The organism is Halomonas korlensis (genome assembly GCF_900116705.1).
GTDB lineage: Bacteria > Pseudomonadota > Gammaproteobacteria > Pseudomonadales > Halomonadaceae > Halomonas > Halomonas korlensis.
This window is the reverse complement of the sequence record NZ_FPBP01000015.1, coordinates 18,722-33,525: the sequence shown is the minus strand read 5'-3', so window position 1 is coordinate 33,525 and position 14,804 is coordinate 18,722. Positions and strand designations below refer to the sequence as shown.

Annotated in this window: 16 protein-coding genes; 3 read left to right on the top strand and 13 right to left on the bottom strand. The window is 63.8% G+C overall.

From position 1 onward, the window contains the following. Positions 1–230 precede the first annotated feature (230 nt). Together BM341_RS16700 and BM341_RS16695 are read right to left on the bottom strand one after the other, a co-directional pair. Entirely contained in the window at positions 231–1,247 is a 1,017-nt protein-coding gene (locus tag BM341_RS16700; RefSeq protein ID WP_089797196.1) for a TRAP transporter substrate-binding protein, read from the bottom strand. Between the two features lie 90 nt (positions 1,248–1,337). Beyond that, positions 1,338–1,868, bottom strand: a complete 531-nt coding sequence (locus BM341_RS16695; RefSeq protein WP_089797195.1) for a TIGR02444 family protein — start codon at positions 1,866–1,868, stop codon at positions 1,338–1,340. A 60-nt stretch (positions 1,869–1,928) separates the two neighbouring features. On the opposite strand from BM341_RS16695, the gene BM341_RS16690 reads away from it, so the two are divergent. Further along, the gene (locus tag BM341_RS16690) at positions 1,929–3,872 is read left to right on the top strand and encodes an ATP-binding cassette domain-containing protein (RefSeq protein WP_089797194.1); all 1,944 of its coding nucleotides are present in this window, start codon (positions 1,929–1,931) and stop codon (positions 3,870–3,872) included. A gap of 37 nt (positions 3,873–3,909) precedes the next feature. Here the strand turns inward: BM341_RS16690 and dtd are convergent, their stop codons facing one another. The 4 genes from dtd to thiD all read right to left on the bottom strand — a co-directional run bounded on the left by dtd (position 3,910) and on the right by thiD (position 6,827). Continuing rightward, on the bottom strand, positions 3,910–4,347 hold the full coding sequence (gene dtd, locus BM341_RS16685) for a D-aminoacyl-tRNA deacylase (protein ID WP_089797193.1): 438 nt from the start codon (positions 4,345–4,347) through the stop codon (positions 3,910–3,912). An 82-nt stretch (positions 4,348–4,429) separates the two neighbouring features. Further along, positions 4,430–4,993 carry a chalcone isomerase family protein gene (locus BM341_RS16680; protein ID WP_089797192.1) on the bottom strand — a complete coding sequence of 188 codons (564 nt, stop codon included), beginning with the start codon at positions 4,991–4,993 and terminating at the stop codon, positions 4,430–4,432. Between the two features lie 78 nt (positions 4,994–5,071). Beyond that, positions 5,072–5,917, bottom strand: a complete 846-nt coding sequence (locus BM341_RS16675; RefSeq protein WP_089797191.1) for a universal stress protein — start codon at positions 5,915–5,917, stop codon at positions 5,072–5,074. Between the two features lie 97 nt (positions 5,918–6,014). Further along, positions 6,015–6,827, bottom strand: coding sequence for a bifunctional hydroxymethylpyrimidine kinase/phosphomethylpyrimidine kinase (thiD, locus tag BM341_RS16670; protein ID WP_089797190.1), 813 nt, complete (start codon positions 6,825–6,827; stop codon positions 6,015–6,017). Positions 6,828–6,890: 63 nt separating this feature from the next. Between thiD and BM341_RS16665 the strand changes: the two genes are divergently transcribed. After that, positions 6,891–7,322 carry a YqaA family protein gene (locus tag BM341_RS16665; RefSeq protein WP_089797189.1) on the top strand — a complete coding sequence of 144 codons (432 nt, stop codon included), beginning with the start codon at positions 6,891–6,893 and terminating at the stop codon, positions 7,320–7,322. A 137-nt stretch (positions 7,323–7,459) separates the two neighbouring features. On the opposite strand, the gene BM341_RS16660 is transcribed toward BM341_RS16665, so the two are convergent. From BM341_RS16660 to BM341_RS16635, 6 genes are all read right to left on the bottom strand, one after another. After that, positions 7,460–8,566, bottom strand: coding sequence for a TRAP transporter substrate-binding protein (locus BM341_RS16660; protein WP_089797188.1), 1,107 nt, complete (start codon positions 8,564–8,566; stop codon positions 7,460–7,462). 214 nt (positions 8,567–8,780) lie between these two features. Next, a complete protein-coding gene (locus BM341_RS16655) occupies positions 8,781–10,184 on the bottom strand; it encodes a TRAP transporter large permease (protein WP_089797187.1) in 1,404 nt (467 codons plus the stop codon). Next, positions 10,184–10,747: a TRAP transporter small permease subunit gene (locus tag BM341_RS16650; RefSeq protein ID WP_089797186.1), complete on the bottom strand. Its 564-nt coding sequence runs from the start codon at positions 10,745–10,747 to the stop codon at positions 10,184–10,186. The genes BM341_RS16655 and BM341_RS16650 overlap by 1 nt, the downstream gene beginning before the upstream one ends. Before the next feature lie 164 nt (positions 10,748–10,911). Beyond that, positions 10,912–11,718 carry an endonuclease/exonuclease/phosphatase family protein gene (locus tag BM341_RS16645; protein ID WP_089797185.1) on the bottom strand — a complete coding sequence of 269 codons (807 nt, stop codon included), beginning with the start codon at positions 11,716–11,718 and terminating at the stop codon, positions 10,912–10,914. A 1-nt stretch (position 11,719) separates the two neighbouring features. Then, positions 11,720–12,352 carry a thiol:disulfide interchange protein DsbA/DsbL gene (locus BM341_RS16640; protein WP_089797184.1) on the bottom strand — a complete coding sequence of 211 codons (633 nt, stop codon included), beginning with the start codon at positions 12,350–12,352 and terminating at the stop codon, positions 11,720–11,722. A gap of 157 nt (positions 12,353–12,509) precedes the next feature. Continuing rightward, complete coding sequence (locus BM341_RS16635; RefSeq protein WP_089797183.1) at positions 12,510–13,130, bottom strand: c-type cytochrome; 621 nt, start codon at positions 13,128–13,130, stop codon at positions 12,510–12,512. Between the two features lie 250 nt (positions 13,131–13,380). On the opposite strand from BM341_RS16635, the gene yihA reads away from it, so the two are divergent. Next, positions 13,381–14,025, top strand: a complete 645-nt coding sequence (gene yihA / locus BM341_RS16630) for a ribosome biogenesis GTP-binding protein YihA/YsxC (protein ID WP_089797182.1) — start codon at positions 13,381–13,383, stop codon at positions 14,023–14,025. Here the strand turns inward: yihA and BM341_RS16625 are convergent. Beyond that, on the bottom strand, positions 14,022–14,762 hold the full coding sequence (locus BM341_RS16625; protein WP_089797181.1) for an HAD family hydrolase: 741 nt from the start codon (positions 14,760–14,762) through the stop codon (positions 14,022–14,024). The genes yihA and BM341_RS16625 overlap by 4 nt on opposite strands. Positions 14,763–14,804: the final 42 nt, after the last annotated feature.

Sequence of the window (14,804 nt, the reverse complement as noted above, 5' to 3'; positions counted from 1 at the left end):
CCCCTTGGCATGCAAAGCCTTGCCTGACCTGCCACAACTGGCCGTCCTGCCATTAACCATCCTGCCATTAACCATCTTGACATTAGCCTACTCGCTCGTCGGCGATACAACTGACCCTGGCCTCAACGCTGGATGCACGCAGGTAACGGACAAGGGGCTCGCAGGCACGCTTAGCTGAAACGACAAGGGGGCAGCCGATGCTGCCCCCTTGCGACTGGAAAGCCTCCGAGTTATTCCTCGGTCACGGCTTCCAGGTCGGCCTTGAACTGCTCGAGCAGTTCCTTGCCGTCTTCACCGGTCATTTCGACGTAGGCTTCCTCGACTTGAGGCGCACGCTCGCGGAACGTCTGAATCTGCTCTTCGTCGAGCCGCGTTACGGTGACCTCATCGGAGGCCTCCTGGATCTTGGCCAGAGACTCCTCAGCGAGGCCCTTGATGTGCTCGATGGTGTGATCGTAGGCCGCGTCGGACGCTTCACGTACCAGCTCCTGGTCTTCTTCGGAAAGCCCTTCGAAGAAGTCCTGGTTGGCCATCATGGCGGTGGTGAACCAGCCGTGGCCAGTAAAGGTCAAGTGCGGAGAGACCTCATAGAGTCCGCCGGACTCGATCCAGAAGATCGGGTTCTCCTGACCATCGAGAATGCCGGTCTGCAGGCCGCCATAGACCTCGCCCCAGGGAAGCGGCGTTGGGGTAGCACCGAAGGCGTCGTAGGTCTCGGAGAGCAGCGGATTGGTCATCACGCGGATCTTCTTGTTGTCGAGATCCTCCGGCGAAGAAATAGGCTCGTCAGTGGTAATGACCATTTCGCCTTCCGGATACATCTTGAGCAACTCGAGCCCTTGCTCGGCGTAGAGTTCAGGGAACATCTCGTTGATGGCCTTGCTCTCTTCGAAGAACTCGAGAACGGTTTCTTCGTCAGTCGGCAGCAGATAGGGAATGAAGAAGATCTGCGCCTCGGGAATCAGTGCGCCGGTAAAGCCGGGCGACTGGTTGACGAATTGCAGTATGCCGTTCTGGGTCTGCTCCATGATGTCGTCGGATTCGCCGAGCTCACCGAAGCGAAACACCTGAACGGTATGATCGGAATTCTCTTCAACATATTCCTTGAAGGCATAGGCGAAAACATCCTGAACATCGCCTTCGTATTCCTCATGTGCATAGCGCCAATTATCGGCGAAGGCTGCGGTGGACATGCCGAACATAAGCGCGCCGATACCGGCCGTGGTCAACAGCTTGTGTGACATCATTCTTGTATTCTCCTTGCGATGAGGACTGGACAAGCCTTGCGACATTGCCAGACGAGACACAGGCGAAAATCCTGCATGTCTCGTTTCAGGCTAGCGTGGGCGCAAAGAGGGGTCAAGCGCACTTTCCACGCTATACAGCGCCTGAAGATGAGGTTTTTGCTGCAGTTTCAGGACATCGGCAAGGTAGCTTGACAGCCTGGGTCGTGGCGTTGGCAGCTGCGTCAGGTTGGCGTCGAATGCCAGCTGCTCGAGTCGCGCCAGGGTGTCGCGTTCGGCCTCGAGCTCGGCATGCTTGAGCGTTTGACGAAGCTCGGCGACGCCTGGTCGCCGCGTCGCTTCGCTCTTGAGTGCCCGACGCAGTTGCCGCAGTGGTCGGGTAATCTCGGCCTGCCAGCGCCGCACCTCGGCAAGCCCTGTCGGTTCGGCCTGAAGCACCACGCCGGCGTGGAACAGCCAGCATTGCCACAGCAGCTCGCAGACGTCGACCTCGGCTTCGTCCTGAAGCGTCAGGCAGGCGCGTTCGACATTCTCTTGGCCGTACAGGCCCAAGGCGAAATCCCAGAGTGGCATAGCCTGCAGGCGGGCCCGCAGAACCGGCTGTAATTCGGTAGAATTGCTCATTATCACTGTACTGTCGTCACCCCTGGGGCGGCAGCTGATCAACTGCCGAGTGGAGCCTGCATGATCGCACTGCGCCAAGTTTCCCTGCAACGCGGCCCCCAGCGCCTGCTCGAGGAGGCCGAGCTGACCCTGCACGCCGGCCACAAGGCGGGTATCGTCGGGGCCAACGGTGCCGGCAAGTCGAGCCTGTTCAAGCTCCTGCTTGGCGAGCTGGCACCGGACAAGGGCGAGGTGGAAATGAGCGGTGGCCAGCGCATCGCTCATATGGCCCAGGAGGTCGAGGCACTGGATCGCTCCATCGTCGATTACGTGCTGGACGGCCATCATGAGCTGCGCCGCACCGAAGCGGCCCTGGAGGCAGCACGCGATCAGGGCCACAACCATCGTGAGGCCGAACTGCACGGCACCATCGAGGCCCTGGACGGCTACAGCGCCCCGGCCAAGGCGGCCCAGCTGCTGGTGGGGCTGGGCTTCATCCAGCAGGATCTCGAGCGCCCGCTGTCGGCCTTCTCCGGTGGCTGGCGGATGCGCGTCAACCTGGCGCGTACCCTGTTTGTGCCCTCGGATCTGCTGCTGCTCGACGAGCCCACCAACCACCTGGACCTGGACGCCTTGCTGTGGCTCGAGCAGTGGCTCGTTCGCTACCCCGGCACGCTGCTGCTGATCTCCCACGACCGCGACTTCCTCGATGCCGTCTGCGACCACATCGTGCACTTCGAGCGCCAGCGCCTGGTGCTCTACCGGGGCAACTATTCGATCTTCGAGCGCACCCGCGCCGAGAAGCTGGCCCTGCAGCAGGCCGAGGCCGCCAAGCAGCAGGCCCGCAAGGAGGAGATCGAGCGGTTCGTGGCCCGCTTCCGTTATCAGGCCACCAAGGCGCGGGCGGCGCAGAGTCGCCTGAAGGCCCTGGAGCGCATGGGCGACATCGCGCTGGCCCATGCCGACTCGCCCTTTCACTTCACGATTCCCGCCGCCGACAAGACCTCCCATCCGTTGTTGATACTCGACCGCGCGCGGCTGGGTTACCGGGGCGAAGACGGCAGCGAGACGGTCCAGCTCGACGGCATCAAGCTGTCGCTGCTGCCCGGTCAGCGTATCGGGCTGCTCGGGCCCAACGGCGCCGGCAAGTCCACGCTGATCAAGTCGCTGACCGGCGATCTGCCATTGCTGTCCGGCAAGCGCGTGCCGGGCGAGCATCTGGCCATCGGCTATTTCGCCCAGCATCAGCTCGAGGGGCTGGACCTGACCGCGACACCCTTCCAGCATGTGCAGCGGCTCTCGCCGACCGCGGCGGACCTGGACATTCGCAAGTTCCTGGGCGGTTTCGGCTTTCACGGCGATGATGTCTTCGCCGAGGTAGGGCGCTTCTCCGGCGGCGAGAAGGCGCGCCTGGCGCTGTCTCTAGTGGCCTGGCAGAAGCCCAACCTGCTGCTCCTCGACGAGCCCACCAACCATCTGGACCTGGAAATGCGCGAGGCGCTGACCGAGGCGCTGGCGAGCTTCGAAGGCACGGTGATCATCGTCTCCCACGACCGGCATCTACTGCGGGCCACGGTGGACGAGTTCTGGCGGGTCGCCGATCACAGCGTGGAGCCGTTCGATGGCGACCTGGAGGATTATCGCGTCTGGCTGAAGGCGCGTCTGGAAGGCGAGCGGCGCGAGGCGCGGGCCGACAAGGCCGAACGCCAGGCGGATAGCGCTGCCCCCAAGGAAGATCGCAAGGCGACGCGGCGCGCCGCCGCCGAGCTGCGCGAGAAGTTGCGTCCGCTGAAGCGTGATCGCGATCGCACCGAAAAGGCCATGGAAAAAGTGCAGGCCGATCTTGCCGCTGTAGAAGCGGCACTGGCCGAGGCCGAACTCTATACCGATGCCGCGCGCAAGGGCGAGCTGACCGAGCGGCTGGCGCGCCAGGGCGAGCTCAAGGCGCGCCTGGAGCAGCTCGAGCAGGCGTGGCTGGCCGCCGAGGAGGCGCTGGAGATCATGGAGGCCGAACTGCAGACTTGAGCATCTCGTCAGGCGCTCTCACCCAGCTCTGTCTCTTTCAGCTTTCCAGCAGAAAGGTGACCGGGCCGTCGTTGACCAGCGCGACCTGCATGTCGGCGCCGTATTCGCCAGTGGCGACGTTCGGCCAGGCGGCCCGGGCGCGCTCAAGCAGGTAGCGGAATATTCGCTCCCCCTCGTCGGGCGGGGCGGCGCTCGAGAAGCCGGGCCTCAGACCCTTGCGGGTATCAGCAACGAGCGTGAACTGGGAGACCAGCAGTAGCCCGCCTTCGGCCTGCTGCAGGTTCAGGTTCATCCTGCCGGCCTCGTCCGCGAATACCCGATAGTGCAATAGCCGGTGCAGCAGCTTGTCGGCGGCGGCCTCGTCATCGCCTCTTTCGATGCCCACCAGCGCCAGCAGGCCGTGCTGAATGGCCCCCACTTCACGTTCGTTTACCATCACGCTGGCGTGGCGGACCCGCTGGATCAAGGCTTTCATCAAGGGCTCTCCTGGCGCGCGGCTCGAGGCGACACAGGGTAGCACGGCCGTAGCTGTTGCCGGCGCGGCTTACCGGTTCGGCTTACCTGTCTAACAAGGCATCGCGAAAGGCTTCGCTCAGTGGCTTTACGGCGAGCCAGATACCGAAGAGGGCATTGGCCAGCGCCGGATCCCCGCCTTGATAGAGCGTCTGGTCATTGAGTGCCAGGCGCAGTTGCTCGCCGTCCCAGCTCAACGCGTAGCGGTCGCCGGGTACGACATTGCGATAGTGGCCGTTGAAGTCCTCCAGCGCGGCTTCGAGGCGGGCATAGCGGGTCCGGTCGAGATTGTCGCGCACGGTATCGCGTGTCGCCTTGGCGAAATCCTCGGCGTCGATCCCGTGGAAATAGGCCAGCTCCAGGTGCCTCGGGACATCGCTGAGCGGTGCCTGTTGCTGGGTCGCTTCGGCCTGGTAATAGGCGCCGGCATAGGCGTCCCAGATCATGTATTCGAAGAGCCCATGGCCGATCAGGGCATAAGTCTGATCATGCGCCTCGAACGAGACGGGAAAGCTGGCATCCTTGACCGTTACGCTGTCAGCGGCGGCAGGCAGGAAGGTGAGCAGAACCAGCCAGGGGCCGACGGCCCAGGCGAGGGGAAGGCGCATAAGGGATGTCCCATGAAAGTGGCTCGTAGCTCTACGGACATCATTATAACGTCTAGGTTCTGTAAAAGATTGTCGTGCCTACCAGGCGCGACAGAGCATGATGTCGCAGTGGGGCTCGGTCAGCAGGGATTCGGTGATCTGGCCATGGCGGCCAAGCTGCCCTCGGCTGCCCAGGGCAAGCAAGTCGGGAGGCTGGTGACGCAGCCGATGCATCAGGATGTCGAGCGGGTCGCCCTGTTCCAGTACCAACTCGATATCGGGCACGTTGTCCAGCTCGTTCATCAACTGATCGACCTCGCGCTGAAGCTGCTGGCGCAGCCGCTCGAGCTCGCGATCCCGCCAGTTGGCATACCCTTTATAGGAGCCGAGCTCGCGTTCGCCAGGCAGCTGCCAGGCGTGCAGCAAGGTAAGACGCGCCTCGGGGAAACGCTTGAGCGTCTCGCGCAGGGTATGACGCGAGGTCAGCGAGAAGTCCATGGGCACCAGGATGTCATCCCAGTCCTGGTTCGCCAGGTGGCTCACCGAGAGCACCGGGCAGGGGGCGCTGCGCAGTACCCGGGCGAGAGTGGTGCCGGTGACCAGGTCTGGCTGGCCGCGCTTGCGGTGTGCCCCGAGAATAATCAGGTCAACCTTGCGTTCATGGGCCTCGCGAACGATCTCGGCATAGGGCGCGCCGGTCACGGTCTGCATCAAGGTCGCCGGCTCGGGCAGGGCGTAATCCTCGCGAATATCGGTGAGCAGCGCCTGCATGTCGGCCACCACGGCTGCCTCCAGATCGTGCAGCACGCGCCTCGGCAGATACGGGTCCAGCACGTGAAGGACATCCAGCCGGGCGCCATTCTCCACCGCCAGGCGCACGGCGCGGGCGTAGGCGGCGCGATTCTCGGCGGAGAGGTCACAAGCGAACAACAAGGTCTGAGTCATGACGCGTCCTCCCGATCGTTAAACTGTCGTAGCGCATTTGCCGCCGCCGCTATCCGTCAGGATGGGTGGCGCGCGCAGCGCCCGCAAGCCGAATCGCTTACCACCAGGCATGAAAATGATGGACAGGGCCCTGCCCCTGACCCACATCAAGGCGGTGGCCTTCGGCAAGGGCTTGCGTGAGCCAGGTCTTGGCCGCCGCCACGGCCTCAATGAGACTGTCGCCCTGGGCCAGTCGAGCGGTGATCGCCGAAGACAGCGTGCAGCCGGTGCCGTGTAGACGGGTCGTCGCGATACGCGGACCCTCGAGCCAGTGGATGGCCTCCTCGGTGACCAGCAGGTCCGGGCAGGCTTCACCTGCCAGGTGGCCACCCTTGAGCAGCACCGCCCGGGCGCCGAGTGCCCGGAGGCTCGGGACCAGCGCCTGCATGCCGGCCCGGTCCTGCGGTATCGGGCAGTCCAGCAAGACCGCGGCTTCCGGCAGGTTGGGGGTGATGAGGTCGGCCAGTGGCACGAGCACCTCACGCACCGCCCTGATCCCGGCGTCGTCGACGAGGATATCGCCGCTCTTGGCGACCATGACCGGATCCAATACGCTCCACGGCACCGGGCGGTTTGCCAGCGCTGCGCGAATTACCTCGGCGACCTCGCGGCTGGCCACCATGCCGATCTTGACCGCGTCGAGGTGGATATCACTCAGCACCGCTTCCAGCTGGGCAACGATGAAATCGGCAGGCACCGCATGCACGCCGCTGACGCCGCGGGTGTTCTGCGACGTCAGGGCAGTGATCACGCTGGTTCCATAGGCGCCCAGGGCCGAGAAGGTCTTGAGATCGGCCTGGATGCCGGCGCCGCCACTGGGGTCGGAGCCGGCGATGGTAAGCGTATTAGGAATGGGTCGGGAGGCAGTCATCACACTCGCGTCGTTGCGGTTTACAAACGCCATCAGCCTACTGCACAAGCGGTGGTCGGCGCCATGTTGACACTCTTTCTGGTCGCCCTGGCCAGTGCCACCCTTTTGCCCGGCGGCTCGGAGGTCTGGCTGGCGCGGCAATGGTGCGTGGATCCGTCGGTGGTGACGCTCTGGTGGGTCGCTACCACGGGCAACACGCTGGGGAGCCTGATCAATGTCGGGTTGGGCCGTTATGCCCGGCGTTTTCAGGATCGTCGCTGGTTTCCGGTCTCCCCAGCAGGGTTGCAGCGGGCCGAGCGCTGGTACCATCGCTTCGGTGAGTGGAGCCTGTTGGGTGCCTGGGTCCCCGTGGTCGGCGATCCGCTGACCGTGCTGGCCGGCGTGTTGCGGCTGCCCTGGTGGCGAGCGACGCTGTTGATCGGCCTCGCCAAGGGCGCGCGATATGCGCTGGTGCTGTGGCTGGCCGATCTCTGGCTGGCGCCGCTGTGTGGCTAGGCCGACGACAGGACGCCGCCGGCCGGAGCGCCAATAAACGCAACGTCAATAAATGGTACGCCAATAAACGGAACGTCAATGTAAAGGACCACCCGGAGGTGGCCCTTGCTGCTGGCTTGCGGCGCGGTGCCACTCGATCAGTTACTGGTGGCCTCATCCGGATTGCGGGCGTTGTAATAGGCCTGCTCCGAGATGGTGTGGTAGTTGACGACCTTGTCCTGGAAGGCGCGGTAGGACTCGTGGATGCGTCCCGCCAGTTCGCTGGACTCGGCAAGCTCGGCCACCACATCGGCGGAGTGTTCCTGGGCCTGGGCGAGGACGTCGTCCGGCAGGCGGCGCAGTTCCACGTCGTGCTCGTTGATCAGCGTCTCCAGCGCGTCATTGTTGCGCGCGGTGTACTCGTCGAGCACATCGGCGTTGATGTCGCGCACGGCGGCCTTCAGGATCGCCTGCAGATCCGCCGGCAACTCGGCAAAAGCCTCCTCGTTGATGATCGCCTCGAACATCACGGTCGGCTCGTGCCAGCCGGGGTAGTAGTAATAGTCGGCGGCCTGGTGCAGACCGAAGGCCAGGTCGTTGTAGGGCCCGATCCACTCGGTGGCATCGATGGCACCCGACTGCAGCGAGGTGAAGATCTCGCCGCCCGGCATGTTGACGATGGCCACGCCCATGCGGTTCATCACCTCGCCCCCAAGGCCCGGCATGCGCATCTTGAGACCGTCGAGGTCAGCAACCGAGTTGATCTCCTTGTTGTACCAGCCACCCATCTGTACGCCGGAGGCGCCAGCGACCAGCACGTCGACACCGAAGTCGTCATAGAGCTCGTTCCAGAGTTCCATGCCGCCACCGTAGTGCAGCCAGGCGTTCATTTCCTGAGCGTTCATGCCGAAGGGCACGGCGGCGAAGAACTGTGCGGCCGGCGCCTTGCCCTTCCAGTAATAGGAGGCGGAGTGGCCGAGCTCGGCCGTGCCCTCGGCGACGGCGTCGAACACCTCGAAACCCGGCACCAGCTGGCCGGCGCCGAAGACCTCGATGGTCAGGCGACCATCGGACATCTCATTGACGAGTTCGGCGAGGCGTTCCGGTCCCTGGCCGACGCCTGGGAAGTTCTTGGGCCACGAGGTGACCATCTTCCATTCGAAGGTTTCCTGGGCCTGGGCGGTGTTGTCGATGCTTGAGACGAGCAGCAGGCCGGCAGAGGCGCCGGTCATGGCCACGGCAATGGCGAGTGATCTGAGTTTCATGGAGTTCCTTCAGGGCATTGGAGTGTTGTTATAAGCGCCCCGGGCGGGGCGGACTGGCGAGTGGAAGCGGACATGGCTGCCATAACGGCACCGTCAGCGATGTCGGGGATCCCGTTTCGTTGCTGATGACTGCTTTTCCTGTGCCATTTTACCCTTTGCCACATTGGCGTTATTGAGATAAGGCCGCCAACAACCGTGAGCTCACGCAAGTTGATCAAAACTGGTCCGGCAGCCAGGTGGCAAGCTCCGGAAACCAGGCAAGCGCGAGCAACATGCACAGCTGCAGGATGATGAAGGGCACGACCCCCTTGTAGATCGCCGAGGTGGGCACCGAGTCCGGCGCCACGCCACGCAGGTAGAAGAGCGCGAAGCCGAAGGGTGGCGTCAAAAACGAGGTCTGCAGGTTGATGGCGATCATGATGCCCAGCCAGATGGGATCCAGCCCCATCGCCAGCAGGATCGGGCCGACGATGGGCACGACCACGAAGGTGATCTCGATGAAGTCGAGGATGAAGCCGAGCAGGAAGATCACCAACATCACGATCAGCGTGGCGCCCACGACTCCGCCGGGCATGCCTTCGAACAGGCCGGTGACCAGCTCTTCACCGCCATAGGCGCGGAACACCAGCGAGAAAAGTGCGGCCCCGATCAGGATCATGAACACCATGGTGGTGACATGCGTCGTCGAGCGTAGTACGTCCCTGAGGGTCGCGAGGTCCAGCCGGCGATAGGCCAGGGCCAGAATCATCGCACCGAAGGCCCCCACCGCCGAGGCCTCGGTAGGGGTGGCGAAGCCGCCGAGGATCGAGCCCAGCACGGCAATGATCAGCACGATGGGTGGTACCAGCCCCTTGAGCAGCAGCCATCCCAGGCCGCCCTCGTGTCCGAGCTCGGCCATCAGTTCCTTGCGGTCGGCGGGGGGGGCGGATTGCGGCCTGAGCCAGGCGACCACAGCGACATAGGCGATGTAGAGCACCACCAGGATCAACCCCGGCACCAGGGCGCCCATGAACAGGTCGCCCACCGAGACCGTCTTGGGGCTGAAGATACCCATGGAGAGCTGGGCCTGCTGGTAGGCGGAGGACAGCACGTCGCCGAGCAGCACCAGGGCGATGGAGGGCGGGATGATCTGTCCCAGGGTGCCGGTGGCGCAGATGGTGCCGGTGGCCAGCGGCATGCTGTAGCCGCGCTTGAGCATGGTGGGCAGCGACATCAGGCCCATGGTTACCACGGTGGCGCCGACGATGCCGGTGGAGGCTGCCAGCAGCATCCCCACCAGAGTCACCGAGATACCCAGGCCCCCACGCAGCGAACCGAACAGCATGGCCATGGCGTCGAGCAGGGTCTCGGCGACCCTGGACTTCTCCAGCAGCACTCCCATCAGCACGAACAGCGGCACCGCCAGCAATGTCTGGTTGCTCATGATGCCGTAGAGACGATTGGGGAAGGCGCCGAGATAGCCACCATCGAAGTGGGCGTCGATGCCCAGGGTCTCGAGGCCCAGGCCCAGGCCGGCGAAGGCCAACGCGGTGCCGGCCAATGATAGGGCAACCGGATAGCCGAACATCAACACAATGCAGATGACAGCGAAGAGCACCAGTGGCATGAACTCCAGCATCAGAGGCGCTCCTCGAGGTGGCGATCTTCATCATCCCTGGGCGGCGAGATGCGCCCGGTAAGGATGAGAAAGTGGCGAGTGGCTTCCACCAGGCCCTGCAGGATCATCAGACCGCCAAACAGCGGAATCAGCGTCTTGAGCAGGAAGATGCCCTGAATGCCCCCGGAGTCGGGCGAGCCCTCGAAGATTCGCCATGACTTGCCCACGTACCCAAGACTGGTGAGGATCACGAAGGTCATCACCGGCAACAGCAGGAAAAGGGTGCCGAGCAGGTCGACCAGCGCCTTCCGCTTCGGTGTCATGGCGCGATAGAAGATATCCACACGCACATGGCCGTCGTGCTTGAGGGTCCAGGCCGCAGCGAGCATGAATACCATGGCATGCATGTACATCACCGATTCCTGCATAGGGATGCTGTTGAAGCTGAACGCATAGCGCAGCACCACGATCAGGAACTGGATCAGCATCATTGCCAGCACCAGCCAGGAAAGGCTCTTGCCGAGCCGTTCCGAAGCGCGGTCGAGCCAGGCGATCAGGCCTGGTAGCTCGCGTGAGTCGGCCATGGAGGGGGTCTCGTTGTAAAAGTCCAGTTGTTGCGGGCCGCCATGGTGCCATACCCCTGCAGGGGAAAGGGGCGGTGCGTTTAACGTTGTCTATACGGTATCGGTGCCGATGTGCCGGGTCGGGAGGACAAACGTGCAGGGAAATGCAAGAAGACCCGGCGACGTCATGCGAGACAAGCGTTCAGGCAAGCCTCGGGGAGCTTCACGTCCACGGCAATCGGCAGATGATCGGAGAAGAGGTGATCGAGTACGCGCACCTCGTCGGCCTCCAGCGAATCGGAGAGCAGGATATGATCCAGCGCCCGACTGGGCTGCCAGGACGGATAGCTGAGCATCTGGCGCACCGGGTGCAGCGGCAGCGAGGCGCAGAACCGGCCGTGGCCATGGAGTTGTTCGGGTGTGCAGTTCAGATCGCCCATGACCACCACATGGCGCAGGGGTTGGATGATCTCGCTGAGGTAATCGAGCTGACGAACTCGGCCGCGATGGCTCAGCGCCAGGTGGGCCACGAAGAGATGCAGAGCATCGGACCCTTCGCCGAAGCGGGCATGGATGGCGCCACGGCCGGGCAGGGTGCCCGGCAGGCGATGCTCCATGATGTGCGCCGGCACCAACCGCGACAACAAGCCGTTGCTGTGCTGGGCGATGCGCCCCAGGTTGCGATTCAACTGCTGGAAATGATGAGGAAAGCCGGCCTTGGTGGCCAGGTATTCAACCTGGTTGACATGTCCCGACCGGAAACTGCCCCCGTCAACCTCTTGCAGGCCGACAATATCGAAGCGGCTCATCACCTCACCCATCAGCTCCAGGCGGTGCTGTCGTTTAGGGTGCGGCAGCAGATGTTGCCAACTGCGTGTCAAATAATGGTGATACGCCGATGTCTGGATACCCACCTGAAGGTTAAAGGTAAGCAGCTTCAGGTGGCCATCCTTGAGCACCGGTGTCCGGGCATTGGCCAGACGATGCGTCATCTCAGTCGGCTCGCGCCTCACGGACCTGCTCCACCAGTGCGCCGGCAATCTGCGGCATGTTTTCGAGGCTACCTGCCTGGCCAGGAGTCACCACGTAGCGACCATCGACGATGAGAGCCGGCACGCCCCTGAGTTGCATGGCACGCATGCGGGCATGGGCCTGATTGACCTGGCTCTTGACGCCGAACGAAGTCAGCGCCTGGCGAGCCTCGTCTTCGCTGACGCCGTAATCACTGAAGAAAGCCGCAATGTCGTCAACATCGGTGAGGCTCTGTCCGTCTTCATGGATGGCGTGGAAGAAGTCGTCATGGATGGCGTCGAGGATGTCGAGCTCCTGTGCTGCGTAGAACGCCATGGCATGCTGGTTCCAATCGCCGCCCATGGTGGCGGGCATGCGCTGGAAGGCCACATCCTCGGGCTGCTCGTCGACCCAGGCGTTGAGGGGGTCTTCCAGGTTGTAGCAGTGAGGGCAGCCGTACCAGAAAGCCTCGGTCACTTCGATGCGGTCATCCGCCACCTGGGTTTCCACCGGCTCATCGAGGACCGTGTAGTGCTCGCCCTCTACCAGGGGGGCGGCGGAGGCTAGGGTCGACAGACCGAGGCCAGCAATGGCGACCAACAGGGACTTGAGCATCGTAGGATTCTCCTGAGAAGGATATAACAGCGAGCGGAGCGAGAAACTCGCTGGCTTTGAGCGTTTGGTGCCTCGAGGGTTCCCCTGACGTTCGGAAACGACAAGGGCGGCCGTTGGGCCGCCCCTGGGGCGGGCATCACGAGCGCCGGCTACGCTATCAATGAAGGCCGAACACGTAATTGGCCACGGCTTGCATGTCCTCATCGCTCATCTTGGAGGCGATATCGCCCATCATGTTGGCCGGGTCATTGTTTCGCTCGCCGGCGGCGAAGTCCTGCAGGGTGGACACGGTGTAATCGACGGTCTGTCCGGAGAGCGCCGGGTAGACCGCAGTGCCGATGCCGACGCCCGTCGGTGTATGGCAGGAGGCACAGGCCGGAATGCCCTTGGAGGCATCGCCGGCGCGGTAAAGCTCGCGGCCGCGCTGGACGAGCATCTCGTCGGGGTCGGCCTGGCCCAGGTTGGCCTCCTGGTCGGCGTAGTAGGCGGCCACGTCCCAGGCATCCTGATCGGAGAAGTCATCGACGATGCCGGCCATCTGTGGCACGACGCGGTCGCCGTCACGAATCTCCATGATCTGCTTGGCCGTGTACGAGGCCTGCTGACCGGCCAGATGGGGGAAGGCCGGCGAGGGACTGATGCCCTGTTGGCCGTGACAGGCGACACAGGTCTGTGCCTTCTCGCTGCCGGCCGAGGCGTCCGCGTCGGCGGCTAAATCCGCGTGGGCGGCGCCGACGGCGCCCATGGTGATTGCCAGGCTTGCCAGTAACTTTCTCATCGCTGATCCACTATGCCGTTATGTTATTGACCGGTATCTACTCTGAGTGCCGCCCACCTTGCGAAATCGGGCCAAGCCGGGCGTGCCTGCGGCCTCGAAGGGGCGATGGTTCGCGGTCATCGAAGGCGCGGTGATACACTAGTGTGTCCCGGGTCGCAGACAGAAGATACTGCAGTATAACGAATCACCCCGGCCGCGGGAATGCAAGCCGCGGCCCTGCCACCCTCGACCATCGTCAGGACCCGCCCGAATGCCGTCACACAGCCCTTCGCTCAACGTTGCACTCAATTACCAGACCGCGCGTTTTCTCACCAGCGCCCCGACCCTGGCCGGCTGCCCCCCCGATGAGGGCGCCGAGGTCGCGTTCGCCGGGCGCTCCAATGCCGGAAAATCCAGCGCGATCAACGCCTTGACCCATCAGCGAGCCCTGGCGCGAATCTCCAAGACACCGGGCCGTACCCAGTTGATCAATTTCTTCACGCTGGAGAATGCCAGCGAGCGGCGACTGGTCGACCTGCCCGGTTACGGCTATGCCAAGGTACCGGAATCGGTCAAGCTCGAGTGGCAGCGACATCTTTCCGATTATCTGCAGCGGCGAGACTCGCTGCGTGGCCTGGTGCTGGTGATGGACGTGCGTCATCCGCTGACCGAGTTCGACCAGACCCTGCTGGGTTGGGCCGACGACAAGGGCATGCCAGTGCACATCCTGCTGACCAAGGCCGACAAGCTGAAGAGCGGGGCGGCGAAGAGTGCGCTGCAGCAGGTGCGTAGCCGCTTGCGCGAATGGGACGACCTGGTGTCGATACAGCTGTTCTCTGCCCTCAAGAAACAGGGCGTCGAAGAGGCCCATGCGCGCCTGAACCAGTGGTTGCTCGGCGAGGCTATCAACGGCTAGCGCCTGTCCAGCCAGGCCAGCAGCTCGGGTAACTCCCTGATATGCGACAGCCGGTGAATGCCCGCCGGCAGGCCGGTATCGGCACTGGCGATCCACGCCACCGGCATGCCCAGCCGCCACGCCGGCAGGGCATCCTCCTGCCACGAATCCCCCACATGCAAGGTCTCAGCAGGCTGCGTCTGTAGCCGCGACAGTGCCGCCAGGAAGGGGCGCGGGTCGGGTTTGGGCGTGCAGAGCTCGCCTGCCGCGATGGCGATGGGGAAGTGGTGCTGCCAGCCCAGGCGGGCGATATCGACATTGCCGTTGGTGATGCTCGCCAGCCGATAGCGCAGCGCCAGTGCCTCGAGCATGGCCTCTACCTCGGGGTGGGGCGTCACGTCGTGACGAAGCTCCAGAAAGCGTTGCATGCCGAGCCCGGCCCAGTGCGCCGCGTCATGCTCGGGCAGGGCGTAGTCTCGCAGCAGCGAGGCGAGTGCGTGCTCGCGTAGCCAGGTAAAGTCGCTGCGACGCTCGGGGTGCCGGCGAGCCAGCGCCAGCCGACGTTCCTGATAAGCCGCCAGCGGAAAGCGTTCGGCGAAGCGCTCGGGCGGTATGCCGCTCGAGTGCTCCAGCCACTCGGCGAGCGCCGCATCAAGCCATGCGTAGTGGCCGGCTTCGGTGCGTTCCATCACGCCATGGTTGTCCCACAGCGTATCGTCCAGGTCGAAGGTGATGGCCTTCAGCGTGGTGGCTGTCATGGCTCATCACCACGGTGGTCGGGTACGTCGAGCGACTGAAGA